The organism is Sulfuriflexus mobilis (assembly GCF_003967195.1).
GTDB classification, from domain to species: domain Bacteria; phylum Pseudomonadota; class Gammaproteobacteria; order AKS1; family AKS1; genus Sulfuriflexus; species Sulfuriflexus mobilis.
The window spans coordinates 60,637-81,352 of sequence record NZ_AP018725.1 but is presented as its reverse complement, the minus strand read 5'-3'; the positions used below and the strand labels follow the sequence as shown (position 1 = coordinate 81,352).

At 52.2% G+C, this 20,716-nt stretch carries 21 protein-coding genes; 7 read left to right on the top strand and 14 right to left on the bottom strand.

Annotation, left to right across the window (positions count from 1 at the left end; translation table 11 throughout):
- Positions 1–109: 109 nt before the first annotated feature.
- Positions 110–793: a Crp/Fnr family transcriptional regulator gene (locus EL386_RS00380; protein WP_126452175.1), complete on the bottom strand. Its 684-nt coding sequence runs from the start codon at positions 791–793 to the stop codon at positions 110–112.
- A gap of 117 nt (positions 794–910) precedes the next feature.
- Between EL386_RS00380 and EL386_RS00375 the strand changes: the two genes are divergently transcribed.
- On the top strand, positions 911–1,177 hold the full coding sequence (locus EL386_RS00375; RefSeq protein WP_126452173.1) for a hypothetical protein: 267 nt from the start codon (positions 911–913) through the stop codon (positions 1,175–1,177).
- Positions 1,178–1,323: 146 nt separating this feature from the next.
- On the opposite strand, the gene EL386_RS00370 is transcribed toward EL386_RS00375, so the two are convergent.
- The 9 genes from EL386_RS00370 to EL386_RS00330 form a co-directional block, all read right to left on the bottom strand.
- The gene (locus tag EL386_RS00370; protein WP_232020293.1) at positions 1,324–2,223 is read right to left on the bottom strand and encodes a DUF368 domain-containing protein; all 900 of its coding nucleotides are present in this window, start codon (positions 2,221–2,223) and stop codon (positions 1,324–1,326) included.
- 21 nt (positions 2,224–2,244) lie between these two features.
- Positions 2,245–4,149 carry a sensor domain-containing diguanylate cyclase gene (locus EL386_RS00365; protein ID WP_126452169.1) on the bottom strand — a complete coding sequence of 635 codons (1,905 nt, stop codon included), beginning with the start codon at positions 4,147–4,149 and terminating at the stop codon, positions 2,245–2,247.
- A 9-nt stretch (positions 4,150–4,158) separates the two neighbouring features.
- Positions 4,159–4,923, bottom strand: coding sequence for an endonuclease/exonuclease/phosphatase family protein (locus EL386_RS00360; RefSeq protein ID WP_126452168.1), 765 nt, complete (start codon positions 4,921–4,923; stop codon positions 4,159–4,161).
- Positions 4,924–4,926: 3 nt separating this feature from the next.
- Positions 4,927–6,558, bottom strand: a complete 1,632-nt coding sequence (locus EL386_RS00355; RefSeq protein WP_126452167.1) for an acetolactate synthase large subunit — start codon at positions 6,556–6,558, stop codon at positions 4,927–4,929.
- A 112-nt stretch (positions 6,559–6,670) separates the two neighbouring features.
- On the bottom strand, positions 6,671–7,324 hold the full coding sequence (locus EL386_RS00350; protein ID WP_126452166.1) for a thiol:disulfide interchange protein DsbA/DsbL: 654 nt from the start codon (positions 7,322–7,324) through the stop codon (positions 6,671–6,673).
- A gap of 50 nt (positions 7,325–7,374) precedes the next feature.
- A complete protein-coding gene (gene ccsB, locus EL386_RS00345; protein ID WP_126452165.1) occupies positions 7,375–8,544 on the bottom strand; it encodes a c-type cytochrome biogenesis protein CcsB in 1,170 nt (389 codons plus the stop codon).
- An 8-nt stretch (positions 8,545–8,552) separates the two neighbouring features.
- A complete protein-coding gene (locus EL386_RS00340; protein ID WP_126452164.1) occupies positions 8,553–10,565 on the bottom strand; it encodes a cytochrome c biogenesis protein ResB in 2,013 nt (670 codons plus the stop codon).
- A 78-nt stretch (positions 10,566–10,643) separates the two neighbouring features.
- Positions 10,644–11,246: a c-type cytochrome gene (locus EL386_RS00335; protein ID WP_126452163.1), complete on the bottom strand. Its 603-nt coding sequence runs from the start codon at positions 11,244–11,246 to the stop codon at positions 10,644–10,646.
- 47 nt (positions 11,247–11,293) lie between these two features.
- Complete coding sequence (locus tag EL386_RS00330; protein ID WP_126452161.1) at positions 11,294–11,611, bottom strand: c-type cytochrome; 318 nt, start codon at positions 11,609–11,611, stop codon at positions 11,294–11,296.
- Positions 11,612–11,868: 257 nt separating this feature from the next.
- Between EL386_RS00330 and yihA the strand changes: the two genes are divergently transcribed.
- Positions 11,869–12,471: a ribosome biogenesis GTP-binding protein YihA/YsxC gene (gene yihA, locus EL386_RS00325; RefSeq protein WP_126452159.1), complete on the top strand. Its 603-nt coding sequence runs from the start codon at positions 11,869–11,871 to the stop codon at positions 12,469–12,471.
- A gap of 176 nt (positions 12,472–12,647) precedes the next feature.
- Here yihA and polA read toward each other — a convergent pair whose 3' ends face one another.
- Entirely contained in the window at positions 12,648–15,362 is a 2,715-nt protein-coding gene (polA, locus tag EL386_RS00320) for a DNA polymerase I (RefSeq protein WP_126452157.1), read from the bottom strand.
- 124 nt (positions 15,363–15,486) lie between these two features.
- On the opposite strand from polA, the gene EL386_RS00315 reads away from it, so the two are divergent.
- The 5 genes from EL386_RS00315 (at position 15,487) to EL386_RS00295 (ending at position 18,893) form a co-directional block, all read left to right on the top strand.
- Entirely contained in the window at positions 15,487–16,212 is a 726-nt protein-coding gene (locus EL386_RS00315) for an LOG family protein (RefSeq protein ID WP_126452155.1), read from the top strand.
- A gap of 37 nt (positions 16,213–16,249) precedes the next feature.
- On the top strand, positions 16,250–16,597 hold the full coding sequence (locus EL386_RS00310; protein ID WP_126452153.1) for a DUF2782 domain-containing protein: 348 nt from the start codon (positions 16,250–16,252) through the stop codon (positions 16,595–16,597).
- 66 nt (positions 16,598–16,663) lie between these two features.
- Positions 16,664–17,611, top strand: coding sequence for a homoserine kinase (locus EL386_RS00305; RefSeq protein ID WP_126452151.1), 948 nt, complete (start codon positions 16,664–16,666; stop codon positions 17,609–17,611).
- 162 nt (positions 17,612–17,773) lie between these two features.
- Positions 17,774–18,235 (top strand): RT0821/Lpp0805 family surface protein, encoded by a 462-nt coding sequence (locus EL386_RS00300; protein WP_126452149.1) that lies wholly within the window; start codon positions 17,774–17,776, stop codon positions 18,233–18,235.
- 61 nt (positions 18,236–18,296) lie between these two features.
- Positions 18,297–18,893 (top strand): DUF938 domain-containing protein, encoded by a 597-nt coding sequence (locus tag EL386_RS00295; protein WP_126452147.1) that lies wholly within the window; start codon positions 18,297–18,299, stop codon positions 18,891–18,893.
- Here EL386_RS00295 and EL386_RS00290 read toward each other — a convergent pair whose 3' ends face one another.
- The 3 genes from EL386_RS00290 to soxY all read right to left on the bottom strand — a co-directional run bounded on the left by EL386_RS00290 (position 18,894) and on the right by soxY (position 20,589).
- On the bottom strand, positions 18,894–19,568 hold the full coding sequence (locus EL386_RS00290; protein ID WP_126452145.1) for an alpha/beta hydrolase: 675 nt from the start codon (positions 19,566–19,568) through the stop codon (positions 18,894–18,896). It abuts the gene before it with no gap.
- 206 nt (positions 19,569–19,774) lie between these two features.
- Positions 19,775–20,089 (bottom strand): thiosulfate oxidation carrier complex protein SoxZ, encoded by a 315-nt coding sequence (soxZ, locus tag EL386_RS00285; RefSeq protein ID WP_126452143.1) that lies wholly within the window; start codon positions 20,087–20,089, stop codon positions 19,775–19,777.
- 29 nt (positions 20,090–20,118) lie between these two features.
- Positions 20,119–20,589: a thiosulfate oxidation carrier protein SoxY gene (gene soxY / locus EL386_RS00280; RefSeq protein ID WP_126452141.1), complete on the bottom strand. Its 471-nt coding sequence runs from the start codon at positions 20,587–20,589 to the stop codon at positions 20,119–20,121.
- Between the last annotated feature and the right edge of the window lie 127 nt (positions 20,590–20,716).

The window sequence follows — 20,716 nt, the reverse complement described above, 5'->3', positions numbered from 1 at the left end:
GTAGCAAGGTAACAGCCTTGATCTATATCAAGTACCTTACCCAAACCTGAGAGGATGCAGATAAATGGCTAAATTCTGGGCTTGCAGGGGCGGATATATAAGGATTCAGCTATAACAAGGCTCGCAGGCCGTCAACATCCAGTAAGGTAATATCATTATCGTGGGTTTTTATCAGGTTCTGCTTGCTTAATTGCAGCAGGATGCGGGAAAAAGTCTCTGGCTTAATTGATAGCCGTGAAGCAATAATGTTTTTAGGGGTACTTAAATGAATATCGGATAATGTTGCCGCATCGGCCGGCAATTGCCCCAATAAATAGACAATCAAGCGATATGTCGCATTATGTAAGGTGAGATTATTGATATCACTAATCTTTGCATGTAAGTGCATGCTCATAATACCTAATAACCGAAAACAACTTTCTTGTGACTCTTTTAGTATTCTGTGGAACAAGCTCATATCAAAGCGGAAAACTTCACTATTTGCGATGGCCTCGGCACTGACGGGGTAAACATGCCCAGGCATAAACATTACCGCTTCTGCAAAAGTTTGTTTTGGGTACAGGATTTCCATTACCTTTTCATCGCCTTGGGGTGATAGACAAAATAGCTTTATCTGCCCGCTATGTACCATATAAAAGTGTTCTGCCCGCGCGCCCCTTTCAAATAAAGTTGTCTTGGCAGGCAAGGAAATTTTCAGCGTCGTTGCAAGTATTTCCTCAAGCTGCGAATCATCCAATGCTTCGAATAGAGGAATATGTTGAAACTCGTCTAATATAGTTTTGTCGTATTGCATAAATTCATTCTATGTAATTAATGACTTGACCTTGATCAAGGATCATTTTCAGTGCCGCAATTATAGTAACATTTTTATCCAAAATAGCGCACAAGGTATATAAGATATTTATAATATATGAAATTAGTATTGATACTCGCTGGCCCCTATTCTTCCTGTGAAAATACACAGCAGATATGGAACATGGAATGTTTGAAATATCATATCGAACTTGATGTGATTTCTTTAGAAGATGAAAATGGACAAGGCCTCGCCAAACAACTTAATCTGAAATCCTTTCCCGCACTAATCGTTGATACAACAGTGATCGCTGTTGGCCATCCTGACAAGCACACTGCTGAAAGAATCATCGCTGACTTGAGGATGGCTAGGAAAGAGATATGACGTATTACAAATGTGTTGCGTATGCGTGACACCTGTAACGCAACGGGAATAAACCACTAATAGCGTCTATATATGTGATAGGAGAACGTTACCCAGCCTCCTCCAAGTGATTCAACACACTCGCCTGCTCTCGCAGACATGTTATTTCAAGACTTACGCCGGCTCAGGGCATGGATGCCTAATACGACGAAAAGACCTAGAAGCATCAGTCCCAACGAAGCGATGACCGTCTCATCGAGGCGACCTGGCCACTGCGGCAGGCTGCTGACCAGGCGTTCCTTGTCCGCAACAATTTCATAACCGCGTAGCTGAAATGGCCAGATCACCCAGAGCGAGGCAAGCAGAATCCCCTTTATGACCAATAAGGTCCGCTGGTAAAAATGCCCCAGCAACCAGCCCAACAGGCGCGAGAAACTGGCCAGGCCGGCAATACAACCGAGTGCAAACGGCAGCAGGATGGAGACATTCAGTTCGCCTATGGCCGTGATGATGGTGCTGTACTTGTGCATGAGCAACAACAGGAAGGAGCCGGATATACCCGGCAGAATCATGGCGCAGATCGCAATCGCGCCGGCAAGAAAAATAAACCAGCCGGCATCCGGCGTCTCGACAGGCACCATGTTAACCACCAACAGTCCCACTACCGTGCCGATCAATAAGGTGATCGCATCGCCCGGACCAAAGCCCTTGAGTTCGCCCATTAGGACAATTATGGAACCGAGGATAAGTCCAAAGAACAGACCATACACCAGTTCGGGTGATTCGCGCAGCAATACCGGCAAGGGCACCACCTGGGTAAAAAAGATCAGCGCGGCCGCTATCCCCGCCAGCAAGGGCAGGATAAAGTGAAAGTGCGGGCGCCTGAGGGCCGTCAGCATATCGAGGCGGAGTACCGCCAGTAGCCAGGCCTTATCGAATGAACGGATAGCGGCCAGCAGACGTTCATAGATGCCAAGGATAAAGGCCATGGTACCGCCACTGACCCCGGGCACCAGATCGGCCATACCCATGCAAAAGCCCTTCACCACCAGCCAGGCAGAATCCATTAACTTCAACAGGCGAGCCTTTTAATTATCATTATCACTGATGCAGCGATTTTTGCCGCTACGCTTGGCCTGGTACATAAATTGATCGGCGCGTTCAAAGGCCGATTCCTCCGTATCATCACCCTTGAACTCGGTGAAGCCGCCTGACACCGTGATCTTTACCGCCTTTTCACCATGATGGAACTGACAGCCTTCAATGGCCTTGCGTAACTTTTCCATCACCGCAACGGAGTCATTCAGGCTTGTTTCCGTCAGCAACACGACGAATTCCTCGCCACCAAAACGGGCCAGGAAGTCTGTTTCACGAACCTGATCCTTGAATACGTTGGAAATGGTCATTAGCACCTTATCACCAGCCTTGTGGCCGTAGGTATCATTGATCTTCTTGAAGTCATCTACATCCCACACCGCAATCACCAGGGGTGACTTGTAGCGACGCCAGCGATTGTATTCCAAGGTTATTCTTTCGTTCCATGCCAGCCGGTTGGGTATCCGGGTCAGTGCATCGAGCATGGATTGTTGCTTTTCTTCAACGATCTTTTCTCGTAGCTGGCTGGATTCACCTTCAAGTTCACTGACCTTCTTCGTCAATGCCTCCACACGCGCCTGCATCGCCTCTTTACGCTGCTCTTCCTTGCCTCTGAAACCCTCAACATGTCCGTTTATAATTTCGAGTTTTTCATAAATACTGAGTTTCAGTTTTGCAAGGTCGGTGGCATCCTGTACATCACTACGAATATTCTTTACCTGACCATCGACGGCTTCACCAAAGCTCTTGTTTTCTTCAAAGATACCTGCACTCAGCGCAGTATCTTCCTGAATATGTTTGTCTAACTCAAGAAGTCGATCGGTAACCTGTTGTAGAAATAACTGAATCTCGTTCTTTTCCCGCTCTATCCGGGTACGTATTTCTATTACCAGTTCGGCAATATCTTCAAGCGCATCAACAATTTGATCTTCGCTGACACCATCCTGCCATTTTAACTTTAGTGCTTCAACGCGCTCATTCAGTTCTACTGGAAGGCCCATTCTTTCCAGTAACTGGATCAGGATCTCATTTATCTCGAAGCCATGTTTTTCTTCTGAATTTCCTGCACTATCCTCTTGCCCGTGTTCCGGGTTGGCCGGCTTTATTATCTTCGCCATATCAGCAACAAGTTGCTTTAACTCACCCCGGGCACTAATACTCTGTACGCGTAATCGCACCTTACCCATGCTGGCTGCATCAGGTTCAAGCACCTGTATCTGTCGCAGGTAGTCCGTCAATACATCCCTTACCAGCACTAAGGCTTCATCAACATCGCTTGTGCCCGGCTTTATATCTGCCTGCTTAGCTTGTTTGACTTCGCTGTTAACTTCGCTGTTAACTTCTTCACTTTTAGCAACGCCGACATCCGGCTGTTTCTCTTCTATAGGGGCTTTATCACCTTTACCAAACAGACCACTAAACAGACCTTTTTTCTCTTTTTCCACGCCTGCGGAATCTTCAGCCTCTTCAATTATTTCGGATAGCAGACTTACCAGGCTGTCTATCAGCTCAGCGGGATCACGATTCTCGTTCGCATATTCAATTTTCTTGCGAACTCGCTTTACATCATTGGCAAATTTCTTGGGGAATTCAATCTTTTTCAGTATTTCCAGCAACACCTGTGGCACAGTAATTTTTTTAGGCTTGCTATCTGCAATCTCCGCTGCAGTTTCGATGATGGCATCGACGGTATTCTGGATGCGTGACAGGTTTTTTTCATTGCGTACAGAATTACGTAACCGCTCAAGCAAGTCGTCGAGTTTTTTATCCTGGCCATCCGCGGACAGTGTAATACGTGACAGGCAGCGTCTTAATAACTGATCGGTCTCATGCCATCCTTTTTCCTTTTCCTCGAGATTTTCAAGGCTGGCAAAATATTTTTCTTTCCAATCCGCCATTACTTATCCTCAAACAAGTTTAATCGTATCTGGTAGACCAATTTCCATCACCATCGGCAAATGATCCGACACACCCTGGTTCAGTGCCTGTACATCCAGAACATGCACCTCATCACTTACCAGAATATGGTCAATGTGCCTCTGTGGTCGCCAGCTCGGGAAGGTATGTGGGCGGCACTCAGGTTCTTTTAAATGTGTCTGCCTGAATAACAGCTTCATTTCATGGCTGTCGACTTCGCAATTCATGTCACCCATCATGACTACGTGTTTATGTTCCTGAACCTGCTCGCTGATAAAGGCCAGCTGGCTCTTGCGCGTACGACGACTCAGTGCCAGGTGCACCACAAAGATCACCAGCGAAGCATTCTTGTTTCCAAACCGGACCATCAAGGCACCGCGCCCGGGTATCAGTCCCGGTAACTTGTGGTCTACCACTTCACTGGGGCGCATCTTGCTCAGCAGGCTGTTACTGTGTTTGGCAAATTTTCCCATGTTCCGGTTGATCTGATCATGCCAGAAAGGGAAACCTGCCTCCTCGGCAATATACTCGGCCTGATTAATAAAATTACTCCGTATGCTGCCTGCATCGGTTTCCTGCAAGGCCACTATGTCGTAATCACTGGCAATCTGAGCGACCCGATCAAGGTTTCTGTGTTTACTCCGGTGAGGCAGGATGTGCTTCCAGCTCTGGGTAACATAGTGATGGTAACCGGCTGTACCGATGCCTCCCTGGATGTTGTAACTCAGCAGACGTAATTTATGTTCTGTTGGCATATATTATATGGGTGAAACCATCTCACCCAGCTGCTCAGTCAACTTCAGGTTCTCGCTGTAGTCGACCGGGCAATCAATAATACTTACTGTATTATCGGCCAGTGCGGTTTTTAATATACCCGCCAAGTCCTGTGCTTTTTCCACACGGTAACCCTTGGCACCAAAGGCCTCGGCGTATTTGGCGAAGTCCGGATTGGTAAAGTCAACATGTGACTTGCGGCCAAACTGGGCCATCTGCTTCCATTCGATTAGACCATAGCCACCATCATTCCAGATCAGGATCACAATCGGCGTCTGCAGGCGCATGGCGGTTTCAATCTCCTGTGAGTTCATGAGGAAGCCGGCATCACCGGTCACCGCTACCACCGCCCGTTCAGGAAAACTCAGCTTGGCGGCGACCGCACCCGGTACGGCGATGCCCATACTGGCAAAACCGTTGGAAATAATACAGGTATTGGGGTGCTCACAACGAAACATGCGTGCCATCCACATCTTGTGTGCACCGACGTCACAAATGGCAATATCGTTCATGTCCATGGCGGTACGCAGTTCCCAGATCAGCTTTTGTGGCTTGATAGGAAAATCCGTGTCATCGGCATGACGGTTCATTTCCTTGATCAGCGCCTCACGCAGGGGTCGCATCAGGTGGCCTTTATGCGGCTTGGCCTTTGCGGCAATCCGTATGAGACTTTGCTTGATATCCCCGACCACACCACACTCAATTGGGTAGGACTCATCGACCTCGGCAGAGGTCGTGTCGATGTGGATGATCTGGCGGTCTCGTGTCGGGTGCCATAAGTAGGGGTGGTATTCGACCAGGTCATAACCGACGCAGATAATCAGGTCTGCCCGATCAAAACCACAATTTACGTAGTCATACGACTGCAGGCCGGCGCTGCCCAGGGCCATCGGGTGGCCAAAGGGGATCACGCCCTTGGCCATAAAGGTATTGGCAAGCGGGATGTTCAGCCGTTCGGCAAAGTCGGCCAGTTCGTGCCAGGCACCTGCCCGGACGACGCCGTTGCCGGCAAGGATCATCGGGTGTCTGGCCTTTGAAATCAGCTCAATGGCGTACGCCACACGATCAGCGGCGGGCTCGGAACGACTCGGCACCTTGATCGGCAAGACCTCATGCTCGGTCTCCATCTTGGCAATATTTTCCGGAAACTCGACAAAGCAGGCACCGGTCTTTTCACTCTGCGCCAGTTTGAAGGCCTTGCGCAGCACCTCGGGAATGATATCGGGCGTCGGCAGTCGCGAGGCATATTTTGTGATCGGCGCAAACATACTGACCAGGTCCAGCACCTGATGAGACTCTTTGTGCATGCGATCCGTGCCGGCCTGCCCGGCGATGGCCACGACCGGGGCATGGTCCATATTCGCATCGGCGACACCCGTCACCAGATTCGTGGCGCCCGGGCCGAGTGTTGCCAGGCAGACACCGGCGCGGCCGCTCAGGCGGCCATAGACATCGGCCATAAAGGCCGCACCCTGCTCGTGACGGGTAGTAATAAAGCGGATGTTGGAATCCAGCAGGGCATCCATAAGGTCGAGGTTTTCCTCACCCGGGATACCAAAAATGTATTCGACGCCCTCGTGTTCCAGGCATTTTACAAAGAGAACCGCAGCCTTCATGGGTTACTACGCCAGAAAATGAACTAAGGATTATTCTAGCCTACCCGTGGACAAGATGCCCGTCCTGCCGCCCCACTCTGTCAAGTGAGTTGCCACAGGATGGTGGCAGGACTTATTGCTTGATAGCCGCCACCTCGCGCGCGACCAGCCAGTCGACCAGCTTGAGGACATTTTCGTGCTGCTCTTGCTTGGTATTGCCCGGGCTGTTGATGTTGGCCTCCGGGCCACCGGTACGGTACTTGCCATTAACGACCATGGCCGGCACTCCGGTGATGCCGTAACGCTTGGTCATACTGACCGCGCGCTGCACCCTGGATTGCACCACAAAGGAATCCCAGGCCTTTTTGAAGTCTTCTCGCTTCACGCCATGCTGGGCATAGAAGTCGGCAATGTCCTTTTCGGTTTGCAGGGCGCGCTTTTGCCTGTGCACGGCATCAAAGAAGGCGGCATGGGTCTTGTCCAATACCCCCAGCGCCTCGGCCGTGTAATAGGCACGTGCATGTGGCAGCCAGCCCTGGCGGAAGATTGCCGGGATACGGATAAACTCCACATTTTCAGGTAGTTTCCCGGCCCACTCGCCCAGGCTTGGCTCAAAGTCATAACAATGCGGGCAGCCATACCAAAATAATTCCACTACCTCGACCTTGTCCTTGCTACTGGTCGGTAGTGCAGGCGTGATCTGTTTGTATTCGAAACCCTCGTCATAGGCCGCCAGCGGCAGCGACAGGCTGAGCAGGGCAAACAGGATAAACAGGCGTCTTTTCATTATTCAGCTTCCTTTAATCACTTCCAGACTAAAAGACCACAGACCCAGCCTTAAAGTTCACCATAAGAATGCAGGCCGGAGAGAAACATGTTCACACCAAGGAAGGCGAACAGGGTCACAAACAGGCCAATGACCGCCCACCAGGCCATCCCTGCGCCGCGCCAGCCCTTGGTCAGGCGCATATGCAACCAGGCCGCATAGTTCAGCCAGACGATCAGCGCCCAGGTCTCTTTCGGGTCCCATGACCAGTAACCCCCCCAAGCCTCGTTGGCCCACATCGCACCGAGTATCGTCGCAATGGTAAAGAAGGCAAAACCCAGCGCAATCGACTTGTACATAACGTCGTCGAGCAAATCACCATGCGGCAGAATACGCGCGGCATAACTGCCCTCGCCGGCACGTTCGCGGATGAGGAAGATCACACCAACCATCGCCGACAGGGCAAAACAGCCGTAACCAATAAAGTTGGCGGGTACGTGAATTTTCATCCAGTAACTTTGCAGTGCCGGTACCAGTGGCTGGATCTCGTCGGCACCTTTGTCAAAGGTGTACCAGAGCAGGAAGGCCACGGCAGCACTGATGATCAGCAATACAAAACCACCCATGGCGCGAGTCTTGTACTTGGCCTCATAAAACAGATAGAGCAAGGCGGTAATGATGGCAAAGAGGATAAAGACTTCATAGAGGTTACTCACCGGAATGTGGCCGACGTCGTGGCTGATCAGGTAAGACTCGCGCCAGCGCACCATCAGCCCTACTAGTCCCATTGTCGTTGCCGACCAGGTCATGGCTGAGGCGACCTTATTGGTAAATTCAGACTGCATGAACAAACCAATGAAGTAGGTAACCGTTGCCAATACGTACAGGGCGCTCATCCACATGATCGCCGATTGACTGGAGAGCAGAAAACGCAGGAAGAAATTGGTCTCGGCCGGTGCCAGACCGCTGCCGTACTGCATCACCCCAAACAGACTCAAACCTGCCACTACCAGCATCAAGGTGCGGGAGGGCTTCCATAACCAGCCCAGGGCAATCATTGCCAGGCCCGTACCAAACAGGATGCCAACCTCATAGACATCCATCAATGCTTTGTATTCATCCCAGGCAAAATACGTCCCGTACAGGGTGGCCACCGCAAACAACCAGTCGTACACGCTCAGTGTTTTTATGAAGGCCTTGCGCTTGAATTCATTTTGTATTGAATCATGTGTCACAGACATGTCTCACCTCACTCCTGTTTATTCAGCCCCAGCCGTGCGGCGACTCGCCCACTGATACGGGCAAAGTCCTCGGCGAAATCACGTTCATTGCGGTTACTCGAACCGGCAAAGATCACTTCCGTACCATTGTCGGTCTTGCCGACCCATGCCCAACACCGGCGGTGCTGGATATAGAACATCATAAAAATACCCATAATCAGCATAACACAGCCCAGATAGACGGTATCCTTACCCGGTGCACGGGTAATCTGCAGGCCCGATGCCTGAATATGTTCGAAATCCGTCAGCTGCAGATAAAGGGGGGTGTCATAGGCCTCAAGATTACCCATAACGCTAATGGCGTCATCAAAGAAGATCGAATCGCTCTCAGTGAGTCCCTGCTGCAGGTCTACGCCCTCTTCTTCCAGTATCTCTACATAAAGGTTACCAAGCACCGTGCGCAGCATATTAAAATAGGCCTGTGCGGCCACTTCTCGCTGACCTTCAGGGATATTGGTATCGATAAACTTCGTTACCGCTGTCAGACCATTCGCCGCATACATCGTAACCAGGCGATTGGCCGTAGTGACCATGCCCTGCTGTACCTGATCCTCGGCCTGTTTAACATCAAGCAATAAGTCCTTCACTGTTAACTCGGCAGCCTTTTGCACACGGTCGGCATCGAGTAGCAAGGCGCGGAATTTCATAAAACGATTAATACTGGTATCACTATCCGTCGGGATATACAGATAGCGGAACGGATCAGCCACACTTTCACGCACACCACTCAAATAATACCAGCGGCCTTGCTGCTGAATCGGTGACATATAATTAATAAACTCGCGGGCCTGACCACTCTGATCACGCAGCTTATAGCCAAAACTGGGGCCAAAGTTCTTCTGCTCAGTCTTGCCGTCTTCGCCTGTTACCGGATTGATATTGAATTTGCGGAATTCGGTCAACTCAATCGTCATGACATCATCACCGACCTGTAGTGGTAACTTGCCGAAAACATCGCCCTTCAACTCCAGTGTCTCCAGGCCGTTATCCCTCAGCGGCCAGGCCTTCATCACCAGCTTGGAACCCCCATCACTGAAGCTGGCCTGAAAGATACGATAGCCTTTATAGATCAGCGGGTGGTTTACGGCGATAGTCTGTTGTAGCGGTTCTTGCAGATCCTTATCATAAATAACCAGATCACTTTCAAACGACTTGGGTTGTCCGGTTGCATAGTGCTCAATACGAAAATCTTTCAGCTCGACAGAAAACGGCAGCTTTTGCACAAGGTAACCATCGCGAATGTTGATGAATACAATATTCGCCGATTCGCCTTCGTTGATACTTACCGCACCGCGGAAGGCCGGGTTATCGTTACCCAGAACACTTTTTTTCGGTACCTGCGAGGCGGGGATGTTGCGTGTTTCAATTTCAATGTCATGACTCAGCATCGCCAGACGTAGTGGCAGGTTACCATCGACCAACGCGCCAACACAGATCACAACGATTGCAATATGTGTGAATAGATAGCCAAGACGGTTAACCCCTCCCTTCATGGCGGCCAACAAGACATGATCATCATGTTGTTTACGACGAACCTTGAAACCCTCGTTTTCCAACTGCGAGGTGATCAGCCTGATACTCTCATCCTCTGATTGCGTTAACTGCCAGCTGGTCTGATGATGAAATGCCTTGAGGGAATTACGCGCCGCATTGAGCCGGAACTGCTTCATCTCGCGCAACATGGTCGGACCGTTGCGATAGACACAAACACTCGTCGACAGAAGCAAAAACCCGAGTAAGAGCAAAAACCACCAGACGCTGTACACATCGTACAATCCAATCGTCTTGAAGGTATCGTGCCAGAAAGGGCCGAACTTGATAATATAATCTTCGTAGGGCTTGTTTTGCTGCAACACCGTTCCAATCACCGAGGCGATCGCGATCGTCACCAGCACGGTAATGGCCAGGTTCATGGAACCCAGGAACTCAAGCAGAATAGCGCCTGTCGGTTTTTTGTTTTTTGCTTTACTCAATTGTGTCACGGTATTTATGGTTTTTTATGCCTTCAACAAAAAAGGGTGGCACGAGACCACCCTTTTTCACAACTATCATGCCATTGATTAATGCAGGCCAGCGATGTATTCCGCCACAGCCTTGATTTCGTTTGCCTTCAACTTGCCAGCGACATCACGCATCATGCTCTGTGGGTCATTACTGCGGGCACCCGAAGCAAAATCGTTAAGGGCCTTGGCAGTGTACTTGGCGTGCTGACCGGATACGGCCGGGAACTTGGCGGCCGGATTACCGGCACCGCTTGGGCCATGACAACTGGCACAGGCGGCAATACCACGCTTGGCGATACCGCCACGGTAGATTTTTTTGCCCAGCTCAATCGAGCCCTTGTTCGCACCCGTGATATTTACCTTGTTACTGGCAAAGAACGCCGCAATGTTTGCAGTATCGTCAGCACTGAGACTGGCCACCATGGCATTCATGGTAGGGTCTTTACGTGCCTGGGATTTATAATCATTGATCTGCTTGGCCAGATACTCGGCATGCTGACCGGCCAGGTTTGGCCAATCCGGGTTTGAGCTGTTGCCGTCAACGCCGTGACAACCAATACAAAGGGCGGCCTTTTGTTTACCGATGACAGGGTCACCGGCTGCCCAAGCTGTGCTGACCATACCCAATAACATGGCAACTGTTGCGATTCGCTTCATCATGTGATGTACACCTTAAATATATTCACCGGCAGCACCGGTATTAACGCTTATTTACTTTGTGAAATCATGTAAGCAACGGCATCCTTGACGGCCTCATCGGTCAGGTCAGAACGACCACCCTTGGCAGGCATGAAACCCTTCTTGCCCTGGTAGCCCTTGATGGCATGCTCATTCATCATCTTTTCGCCCAGGGCGATGCGGTCTTTCCATGCAGCCTTGTCACCCACCTTCGGGGCATTCGCGGCGCCCGTAGCATGACAGGCAAAACAGGCTGTGTCATACGTCTTCTTGCCGGCCTGTATATCTGTAGCCTGTGCAGAAACACTCACAACAGCCAGGGCTGCAAACAATACTGTCTTTTTCATCGTTTTACTCCTGCCCACAAGGGGCTCTAGTTAGCTAAAAATTCTGTCATCTGGGCCGCGCCGCCCTGCCCCTTTGTGTGCAGAAACGGCTTCGCTGACCCGCGCCGCTCACGGTGCGCAAAAATGGCCTGAATATATACCAGAGGGGGCTTGTCGCGGTCAACCTGAAAACCCTCCGTACAATTCGGTTTTTCTGTATTTTTACCAATATTTACAGTAAATTACGCCCTTCATTCAATTATGCCCCGGTTCGGACTATGATCGATTTTTCACGCGCCAACTTCCTGGTTAGCGCTCAACGCTTCAATCAGTGCCCCGCCGACAGTGGTGCCGAAGTGGCCTTTGCCGGACGTTCCAACGCCGGCAAGTCCAGTGCACTGAATACCATTAGCGGTGTTCGCAGCCTCGCACGTACCAGTAAGACACCTGGACGCACCCAGTTAATCAATTTTTTTGCCCTTGATGACGAACGCCGGCTGGTTGATCTGCCCGGCTATGGTTTCGCCAAGGTCCCTGAACGGGTCAAGCAGGAGTGGCAGCGTGAACTTACCCTCTATCTCGAAAAGCGCCAGGCCTTACGGGGCCTGATCCTGCTTATGGATATCCGTCATCCACTTAAAGAGTATGACCGCCAATTGCTCGATTGGTGCCAATCCTCCAAGCTACCCGTGCATATCCTCCTCACCAAGGCCGACAAACTCTCACGCGGTGCCGGCGGCGGGATACTGCAAAAACTTCGTCATCAACTGAATAAGGACTATCCTAATAGTACCGTGCAGTTGTTTTCTTCCCTTAATAAACAAGGGGTTGAAGAGGCCCGCGAGCATATTGCAAACTGGTTGGGTGCGCCAACGAAATAAATTAGCGGCATAAAAAAGCCCCGTTCAGGGGGGTGAACGGGGCCAAAATAAAAGTTCGGCAATGAGGGGGGCCGAACCTTCCTTCCGACCAGGGAGTGGGCCGGAAAGACGCCAAATGGCGTATACAAATAAGATGCCCCAGGGGGAGAAAAGTTCCCACGTCTACCTGCAAATTTTTAATGGGCCTCGTCCCAGTTCTTACCCATGCCTACCGAGACCTCGAGTGGCACGGCCAGTTCGGCGGCCTGGCTCATGCAAGCCGTGATCTGGCCGACCGCCTCATCTGCAGCGGCCTCGGCGATTTCAAACACGAGTTCATCGTGAACCTGCATGATCATACGTACTTGTCTGTTATCACGCCCAATCCAGTTGGCGCAGGCGATCATGGCATGTTTGATAATATCCGCCGCGGTCCCCTGCATGGGGGCATTGATCGCGGTACGCTCGGCATACTGGCGGCGCTGCATGTTCGAGGCCTTGATGTCCGGTACATAGAGGCGACGGCCAAACACCGTCTCAACGTAACCTTGCTCACGTGCACGCTCGCGGGTTTCTTCCATAAAGTTTTTAACACCGGGGTAGCGGGCAAAATACAGATCGATATAGTTTTGCGCCTCACCACGACTGACATCGAGTTGTCTGGCCAGGCCAAAGGCCGACATGCCATAGATCAAACCGAAATTGATCGCCTTGGCACTGCGTCGTTGGCCGGACGTGACGGCGTCACGACCGACCCCGAACACCTCGGCGGCGGTGGCACGATGTACATCCTCGCCCTCGGCAAAGGCGGTTAACAGGCCCTGATCGCCCGACAGGTGCGCCATGATACGTAACTCAATCTGCGAATAGTCAGCGGCAACAATCTTGTGGCCCTTCGGTGCAATAAAGGCCTGGCGGATTCGCCGCCCCTCTTCGCTGCGTACCGGAATGTTTTGCAAGTTCGGGTCACTCGACGAAAGTCGCCCGGTCGCCGCCACGGCCTGATGATAAGAGGTGTGGACGCGACCCGTTTTTGCATTGATCATCAAGGGCAGTTTATCGGTATAGGTCGATTTGAGTTTACTCAACCCTCGATGCTCAAGAATCAGTTTCGGCAGCGCAAAATCGTAATCCTCGGCAAGTTCCTGCAAGACATTCTCGGCGGTTGACGGTTGTCCCTTGGGTGTTTTCTTTAACACCGGCAAACCCTGTTTCTCAAACAGAATGGTTTGAATCTGTTTAGGTGAACTCAGGTTAAATTCTTCACCGGCCTCATTATAGGCGGCGGCTTCGATCTCCATTAGGCGCGTTGCCAGCAGCTCGCTTTGCTTACCCAGCATCTTGGCATCAACCAGCACACCGTTACGCTCTATGTCTGCCAATACCGTCACCAAGGGGATTTCCATATCACGATACACGGACTGCAAGGGGGCATCGCCTTTCAGTCTTGGCCACAGGCTTTCATGCAGGCGCAGGGTGATGTCGGCATCTTCAGCAGCATACGGTGCGGCGGTTTCAAGGTCGACTTTATTAAAGGTCACCTGCGACTTGCCCTTGCCGGCAACGTCTTCATAAGAAATGGCCTTGTATGACAGGTATTTCAGCGCCAGTGAATCCATATCATGACGGGTGGCGGTACTGTCGAGCACATAAGACTCGAGCATGGTGTCGTGTGCGATACCTTGCAGGCGAATACCGTAATTTGCCAACACATTCATGTCGTACTTGAGGTTCTGACCGAGCTTGGCCTGCTTTGGATTTTCCAGTAATGGCCGTAGTTGTTCGAGCACCCAGTCACGCTCAAGCTGCACAGGCGCGCCTTCATAATCGTGTGCAACCGGCACATAAGCCGCCTTGCCACTTTCAATGGCAAACGATACCCCGACGATCTCGGCCTGCATATAATCCAGGCTGGTGGTCTCGGTATCAAAGGCGAACAGGCCTGCCGCCTGCAACTGCTTCAACCAGGCATTAAACTCTTTTTTCTTTAAAACCGTTACATACTCAGCCTTGGTGGCATTCGCTGCGGGATTGCCATGCTTTTTATCGCCACTCTCAAGCGACTCGGCCAGCCAGGTCTTGAATTCAAACTGGCTGTACAGCTCACGCAGGGCCTCGCTATCCACCGGCTGGCGCTGCAAACTGTTCGGCCCATCACCCAGTTCGACATCGCACTTGATGGTCACGAGCTGCTTTGACAGCGGTAACTGCTCGAGGCTGTCGCGCAGGTATTCACCCACCTTGCCCTTGATCTGATCGGCATTGGCCATGATGGTTTCCAGATCGCCGTATTCGGCCAGCCACTTCACCGCCGTCTTCGGCCCGACCTTGGGCACACCCGGCACGTTATCGACCTTGTCGCCGATGAGGGTGAGGTAATCGATGATCTGATCCGGGCGCACGCCAAACTTTTCCTCGACCATCGCCGGGTCGGAGACGAGTTCGGTCATGGTGTTAACCAGGGTCACCGAATCATCCACCAACTGTGCCATATCCTTGTCGCCAGTGGATATCAGTGTCGGCATACCCTGTCTGCTCGCCTCAACGGCCAGGGTGCCGATCACATCATCAGCCTCGACGCCATCTACGACCAGGATCGGCAACCCCATGGCCTTGATGATGTCGTGAATAGGCTGGATCTGACCACGCAGCTCATCCGGCATCGGCGGTCGGTGGGCCTTGTACTCCTTATACATCGCATCGCGAAAGGTCTTGCCCTTGGCATCAAAGACCACGGCGATGTGTTGCGGCTCATGTTCGCGCAACAGGCGGCGTAACATGTTAATAACCCCGTAAATCGCCCCGGTAGGCTGGCCTTGCGAATTGGTCAGCGAAGGCATGGCGTGGAAAGCGCGGTACAAATACGAAGAGCCGTCGACGAGGATGAGTGGTTTTTTCGTGGTTTTAGTCATGCGTATTCGGTGTGGAAATGCTTTAATTAAAAATAGAGAACGGCGCCTGGCCGCGAGTGATTGATTATGTCGGAAAGCCTGCATGATTACACGCCGGCAGGCAGAGAAATAAGGACGTCAGTATATGGAAAAAAAACCGAAATCCGCTCACCCGGGCATGTCGCCGATCAATGATGCGCAGCTGACTCGCGAATCCTGGAAGATCTTCCAGATCATGGCCGAGTTTGTCGAAGGCTTTGAGCGACTGGCGCGTATCAAGCCCTCGGTGAGCATTTTCGGCTCAGCCCGCACGGCCCCCGGGCACCCCTCCTACCGGCAGGCCGAAGCGATCGCGCGCCTGCTGTCGGATGCCGGCTTTTCCGTGGTCAGCGGCGGCGGCCCCGGTATCATGGAGGCCGCCAACAAGGGTGCCTATGCCGGTAAATCGCCAAGTATCGGCCTGAATATCCTCCTGCCGCATGAACAGACTGACAACGCTTATCAGGACATTCCGCTGCATTTTAGACACTTTTTTTCGCGCAAGGTCATGTTTGTTAAATATGCCTCGGCCTACGTCGTCCTGCCCGGGGGCTTCGGCACCCTCGACGAGCTGGCCGAGATCCTGACCCTGGTGCAGACTGGCAAGACCCGCCGCATCCCGGTGATCCTCGTCGATAGCACCTTCTGGAGCGGCTTGATCGACTGGTTTGCCAATACCATGGTCGAGGAAGGGACAATTAGCCAGGAGGACCTCAAACTGTTCAGGGTACTCGACAAGCCGCAAGAGGTCGTGGATGCTATCTTTGAGCATTATGGATCACGCGGATTTGAGCCTTCTGCCGAAGAACAGGAGATTCTGCTCGAATTGTAGCGTTATAATGGGCCTATCCAAGAAACAGGAAATGATCATGCCATACGGAATCAAGACATTCGCCAGCCTGCTGCTTGCCAGCGGCCTCAGCCTGTCCGCCCATGCGGACAATAAGGTCCCTGAAGATGCCATCGTGCCACCACCACCACCGCGCGTGCAAAGTGGCGAGGCGATTGAGCCGGATGTGACCATTATCGAAAATGGCAAAGAGCGCATTGAGCAATACAGCGTCAATGGCCGTGTCTATGCCGTGAAGATCACACCCAAGAGCGGTCCCGCCTACTACCTGATCGATACCGATGGTGATGGTGACCTGGAAACCCGCAACAATGATATCGAGCGCGGCATGCAAGTCCCGCAGTGGATAATCTTTAGCTGGAAATAATCATGTGTCGAGACGGCCGGGCTGTAAAGGCAAGCCGTTTGGCACTATCAGTTATTCATTACAACTATGTCTGTTTACACACTCATCGAGCAAGACGAGCTTGAGGCCTTCCTGCAAAATTATAATGTAGGAACACTTACCGACTTTCATGGCATCACTGCCGGCATTGAAAATACCAACTATTTTGTTACCACCAGCAATGGTCGTTATGTACTGACCATTTTTGAACAACTCAGTGCCGATGAGCTCCCCTACTTCCTTGATTTAATGGCATTCCTTGCCGAGCACGAGGTGCCCAGTGCGCATCCCGTAGCCGATCGAAACGGGCATTACCTGCGACAGCTCAAGGACAAGCCTGCCGCCCTCGTCGACCGCCTTAACGGTGCCGGGGTCGAACAACCGAATGTCGCGCAGTGTCGAGCCCTCGGTGCCGCCCTCGGCCGCCTGCATGCCGTCGGCCATCAGTTTACGGGGCGACGTGAAAATGTCCGCGGTCCGCATTGGTGGCATGAGACGGCCAAGGCCCTGCATGGGCACCTGAGCAGTAGTGAACGCGACCTCCTGGATAGCGAGCTGGCCTTTCAGGACAGCCATCGCCACGATGAGCTGCCGACAGGCGTGATCCATGCCGACCTGTTCCGTGACAATGCCCTGTTCGTCGGTGATGAACTGACCGGGATTATTGATTTTTATTATGCCTGTAACGATGTGCTGATTTACGACCTGGCCGTGACGGTAAATGACTGGTGCTCAAACGGCGACGGTTCACTGGATGCTAAACGCCTGGCCGCCATGCTCGGTAGCTATACCTCGCAGCGGCCACTCAATGACGCAGAAAAATCCGCTTGGCCGGTCATGTTACGTGCCGCGGCGCTACGCTTCTGGCTTTCACGCCTTTTGGACAAGCACTTTCCGAAAGAGGGCGAATTGACGCACATCAAAGACCCCGAGGCCTTTCGCCGTATCCTGCAGCTCCGCATCGAGGATGTAGGGAGTATCCACGATTGCCTATAAAGAGTTTCAATAAGCTCCATTTATGCCAACTATTTCTCTTGTTCTATTAAAAAAATTGTAACAGAATTTACCCATCTTCTTTTTGAACCCGCGACCGCCTTGCTGGTCCAATTTGTTAGCTCGATAACTGACTATTTAATGAACCACCCAGAGGGAATTACCATGTTAAAGAAAACGCTAATCACCCTGTTTGCCAGCATCATGACCTTGTCGCTGCTTGGCTGCCAGTCCACCCCCAGCAGTGAAGGCACCGGCACAGTCGTGGGCGGCGTGCTCGGTGGCGTACTCGGTTCCCAGGTCGGTAAGGGCAAGGGCCGTACCGCGGCGATCATTGCCGGAACCCTGGCCGGCGCCTATTTCGGCGGCAAGATCGGCAAGACCATGGATGAAGTCGACCGCCAGAAGGCCTACAACGCCCTCGAAAACAACCCGACCAACCAGGCCAGTAGCTGGCGTAACCCGGATTCGGGCAATGCCTATACCGTTACACCCACCAAAACCTATAATTCGGCCAGCGGTAATGCTTGCCGTGAATACACGACTGATGTTGTTATAGACGGCCGCCGTGAAACGGCCACCGGTACCGCCTGCCGCGAAAACGGTACCTGGCGCGTCATTAATTAATCGATAACGACAATCCTTGCATCACAGCCGGTGTTCGCACCGGCTGTTTTGTCTTAAGGCCATGCCCAACAAACCCTTTGCCGAGCCCTGCGAGCAGAACAAGCAGGTGATCCTCGATATCCTGCGTGAAGAATTTGCCCATACAGGCCGTGTGCTTGAAGTTGGCAGTGGTACCGGGCAACACGCCGTATTCTTTGCCCGACACCTCCCCCACCTGGTCTGGCAATGCAGTGACCGCGCAGAAACCCTTGCCGGCATCCGTACCTGGCTGGACGAGACCAACCTGGCTAACACCCCGCCACCCCTGCAACTCGATGTCCTCGCCGATACATGGCCCGAGAGGCAATTTGACGGCGTATTCAGCGCCAATGCCGTACACATTATGGGCTGGCCTGCCGTCGAGGCCATGTTTAATGGTATTGGCGAGATTCTGGAAGAAAAGGGTTTACTCTGCCTGTATGGCCCGTTTAACTACGCTGGAGACTATAGCAGCGAGAGTAACGCCCGCTTTGATGTCTGGCTAAAACAACGTGACCCGCAAAGCGGCATCCGTGATTTTGAAGCGCTTGATGCGCTCGCCCGGCAAATCGGGCTTTCTTTACGCAACGACCATGAAATGCCGGCCAACAACCGTATCCTGGTCTGGCAAAGGGACTGATCAGTCCAGCTTCAGGACCTTACGCAGCCAACTCGCGATATCTTCGATCTCTTCCGGCAGGACGCCATGCGGCATCGTATAGCCATGCCACTCTACTTGATAGCCAAGCTTGATAAGTTGTTCGCGTGATTGCTCAGCCAGGGCAAAGGGGATGATGTCATCATTCCTGCCATGGGCCATAAATACTGGCGTCTCCTGATTGGCGGCATGTCGCTCTGTCTGCAGCGTTTCTGCCAGTGGTACATAAGCGGATAACACCATCAATCCGCCCAGGCGTACCGGGTAGCGCAAACCGGTGTGCAGGATGGTCACCCCGCCCTGCGAAAACCCGGCCAGGATGATCCTGTGAGCCGGAATACCCGCGGCTATTTCGGCTTCTATCAGTGCCTCAAGCTGTCGTTGCGATACCCTGATACCCTCGGCATCCTGCTGTGCACCGAGATCAGCCTGTGCAATGTCATACCAGCCACGCATAACATAACCACCATTAATTGTAATAGGTCGCAGCGGTGCATGCGGGAAGACAAAGCGTATCCTGGCAGATTGTGGCAGGGCCAGCTCAGGCACAATGGCCTCAAAGTCATGACCGTCAGCACCCAGGCCATGCAACCAGATCACCACGGCATCAGCCTTCTCAGGCGGATTGATTTCTATTGTTTCCAGGGGGGCATTCATTATCTTTGCACACACGGGGTTTGTTATAAGTGTTAACAGAATCAGGAGTGACTTTACCGCTCTCATTTGCAGAGTGTAGCGTATTTTCTTTTACGCGTAGTCAAGTAGTACACCCCGAGCCCTGATGCATCATCCTTTGCGGTATATTTTTTTCATAAAAAAAGGCCGCACAAGGCGGCCTTTTTTACGGGTAAAACAAGCAATACTTAACGGATCTGAGCTTCCTGGGAAGCACTTTCACCCTTGTTGTCGACCCAGCTGATCTTGATGCTGTCACCCTTGTTGCCGCCCTTGAACTTGAACGACAGGTACGGGTTCTTCGAGATCGCCGGACCCCACAGGGCGGTCAGCACGGCGTTGCCGTTGTGCTCACACTTCACTTCTTGAATGAAGTGCGCGGGGATCACCTTGCCAGTTTTTTTGTCTTTACGCAGACCCGTGTCCATCGGATGACTCATCAGGGCCTTGACCGTGGTGGAGTCTTTCTTTGCCGTGGCGCGGATTTTGATACCTTTTGCCATGATAGTTTCCTCTTAAATTCCTGTTTGCCTTAGCCGCCGCAGCCGCCGATGGTGACCTTGACGTCTTTGCTGGCGCTGTAGACTTTGCCACCGGCCTTGACGACGGCGATGACCTTGGAGGTCTTGCCCATCTTGATGCGGGTGGAGACATAGCCTTCGGCGTTGGCGCCCATGTCGAAGCTCGCACACAGTGGCGAGGCGTTGGCCGCCGCCAGGATGGAGATGCTTTCGATGCCGGACTGCGCGGCGGTGATGCTGACCGGGACCACGGCGCCGTTTTCGGCAATGTCCGGGGCCTTGATCTTGATGTCCTTGCTGGCGGCTGAATCTTTGCTGCCGAACAGGGTGCTCATGGCGTTATCCACGCCCTTGGCTTCAAAGGCCTCTTTCGGCCAGGCCGCGAGGACGCTTTGCGGGGTCAGCAGGCCTGCGCCCACTGCCACAGCAATGGCACTGCCGGCCATACTGCCTTTTAAAAATGTACGACGTGATTCAATCATCGCTTATAACTCCTAAAATAAAATTTGCTCTCACTTACTCTATCGCAATTCGCGTACCAACTTTATTATTCACTTAATAATCATATAGATAGTGATTTTACTGATGATATATTCGTTAATTCTACCC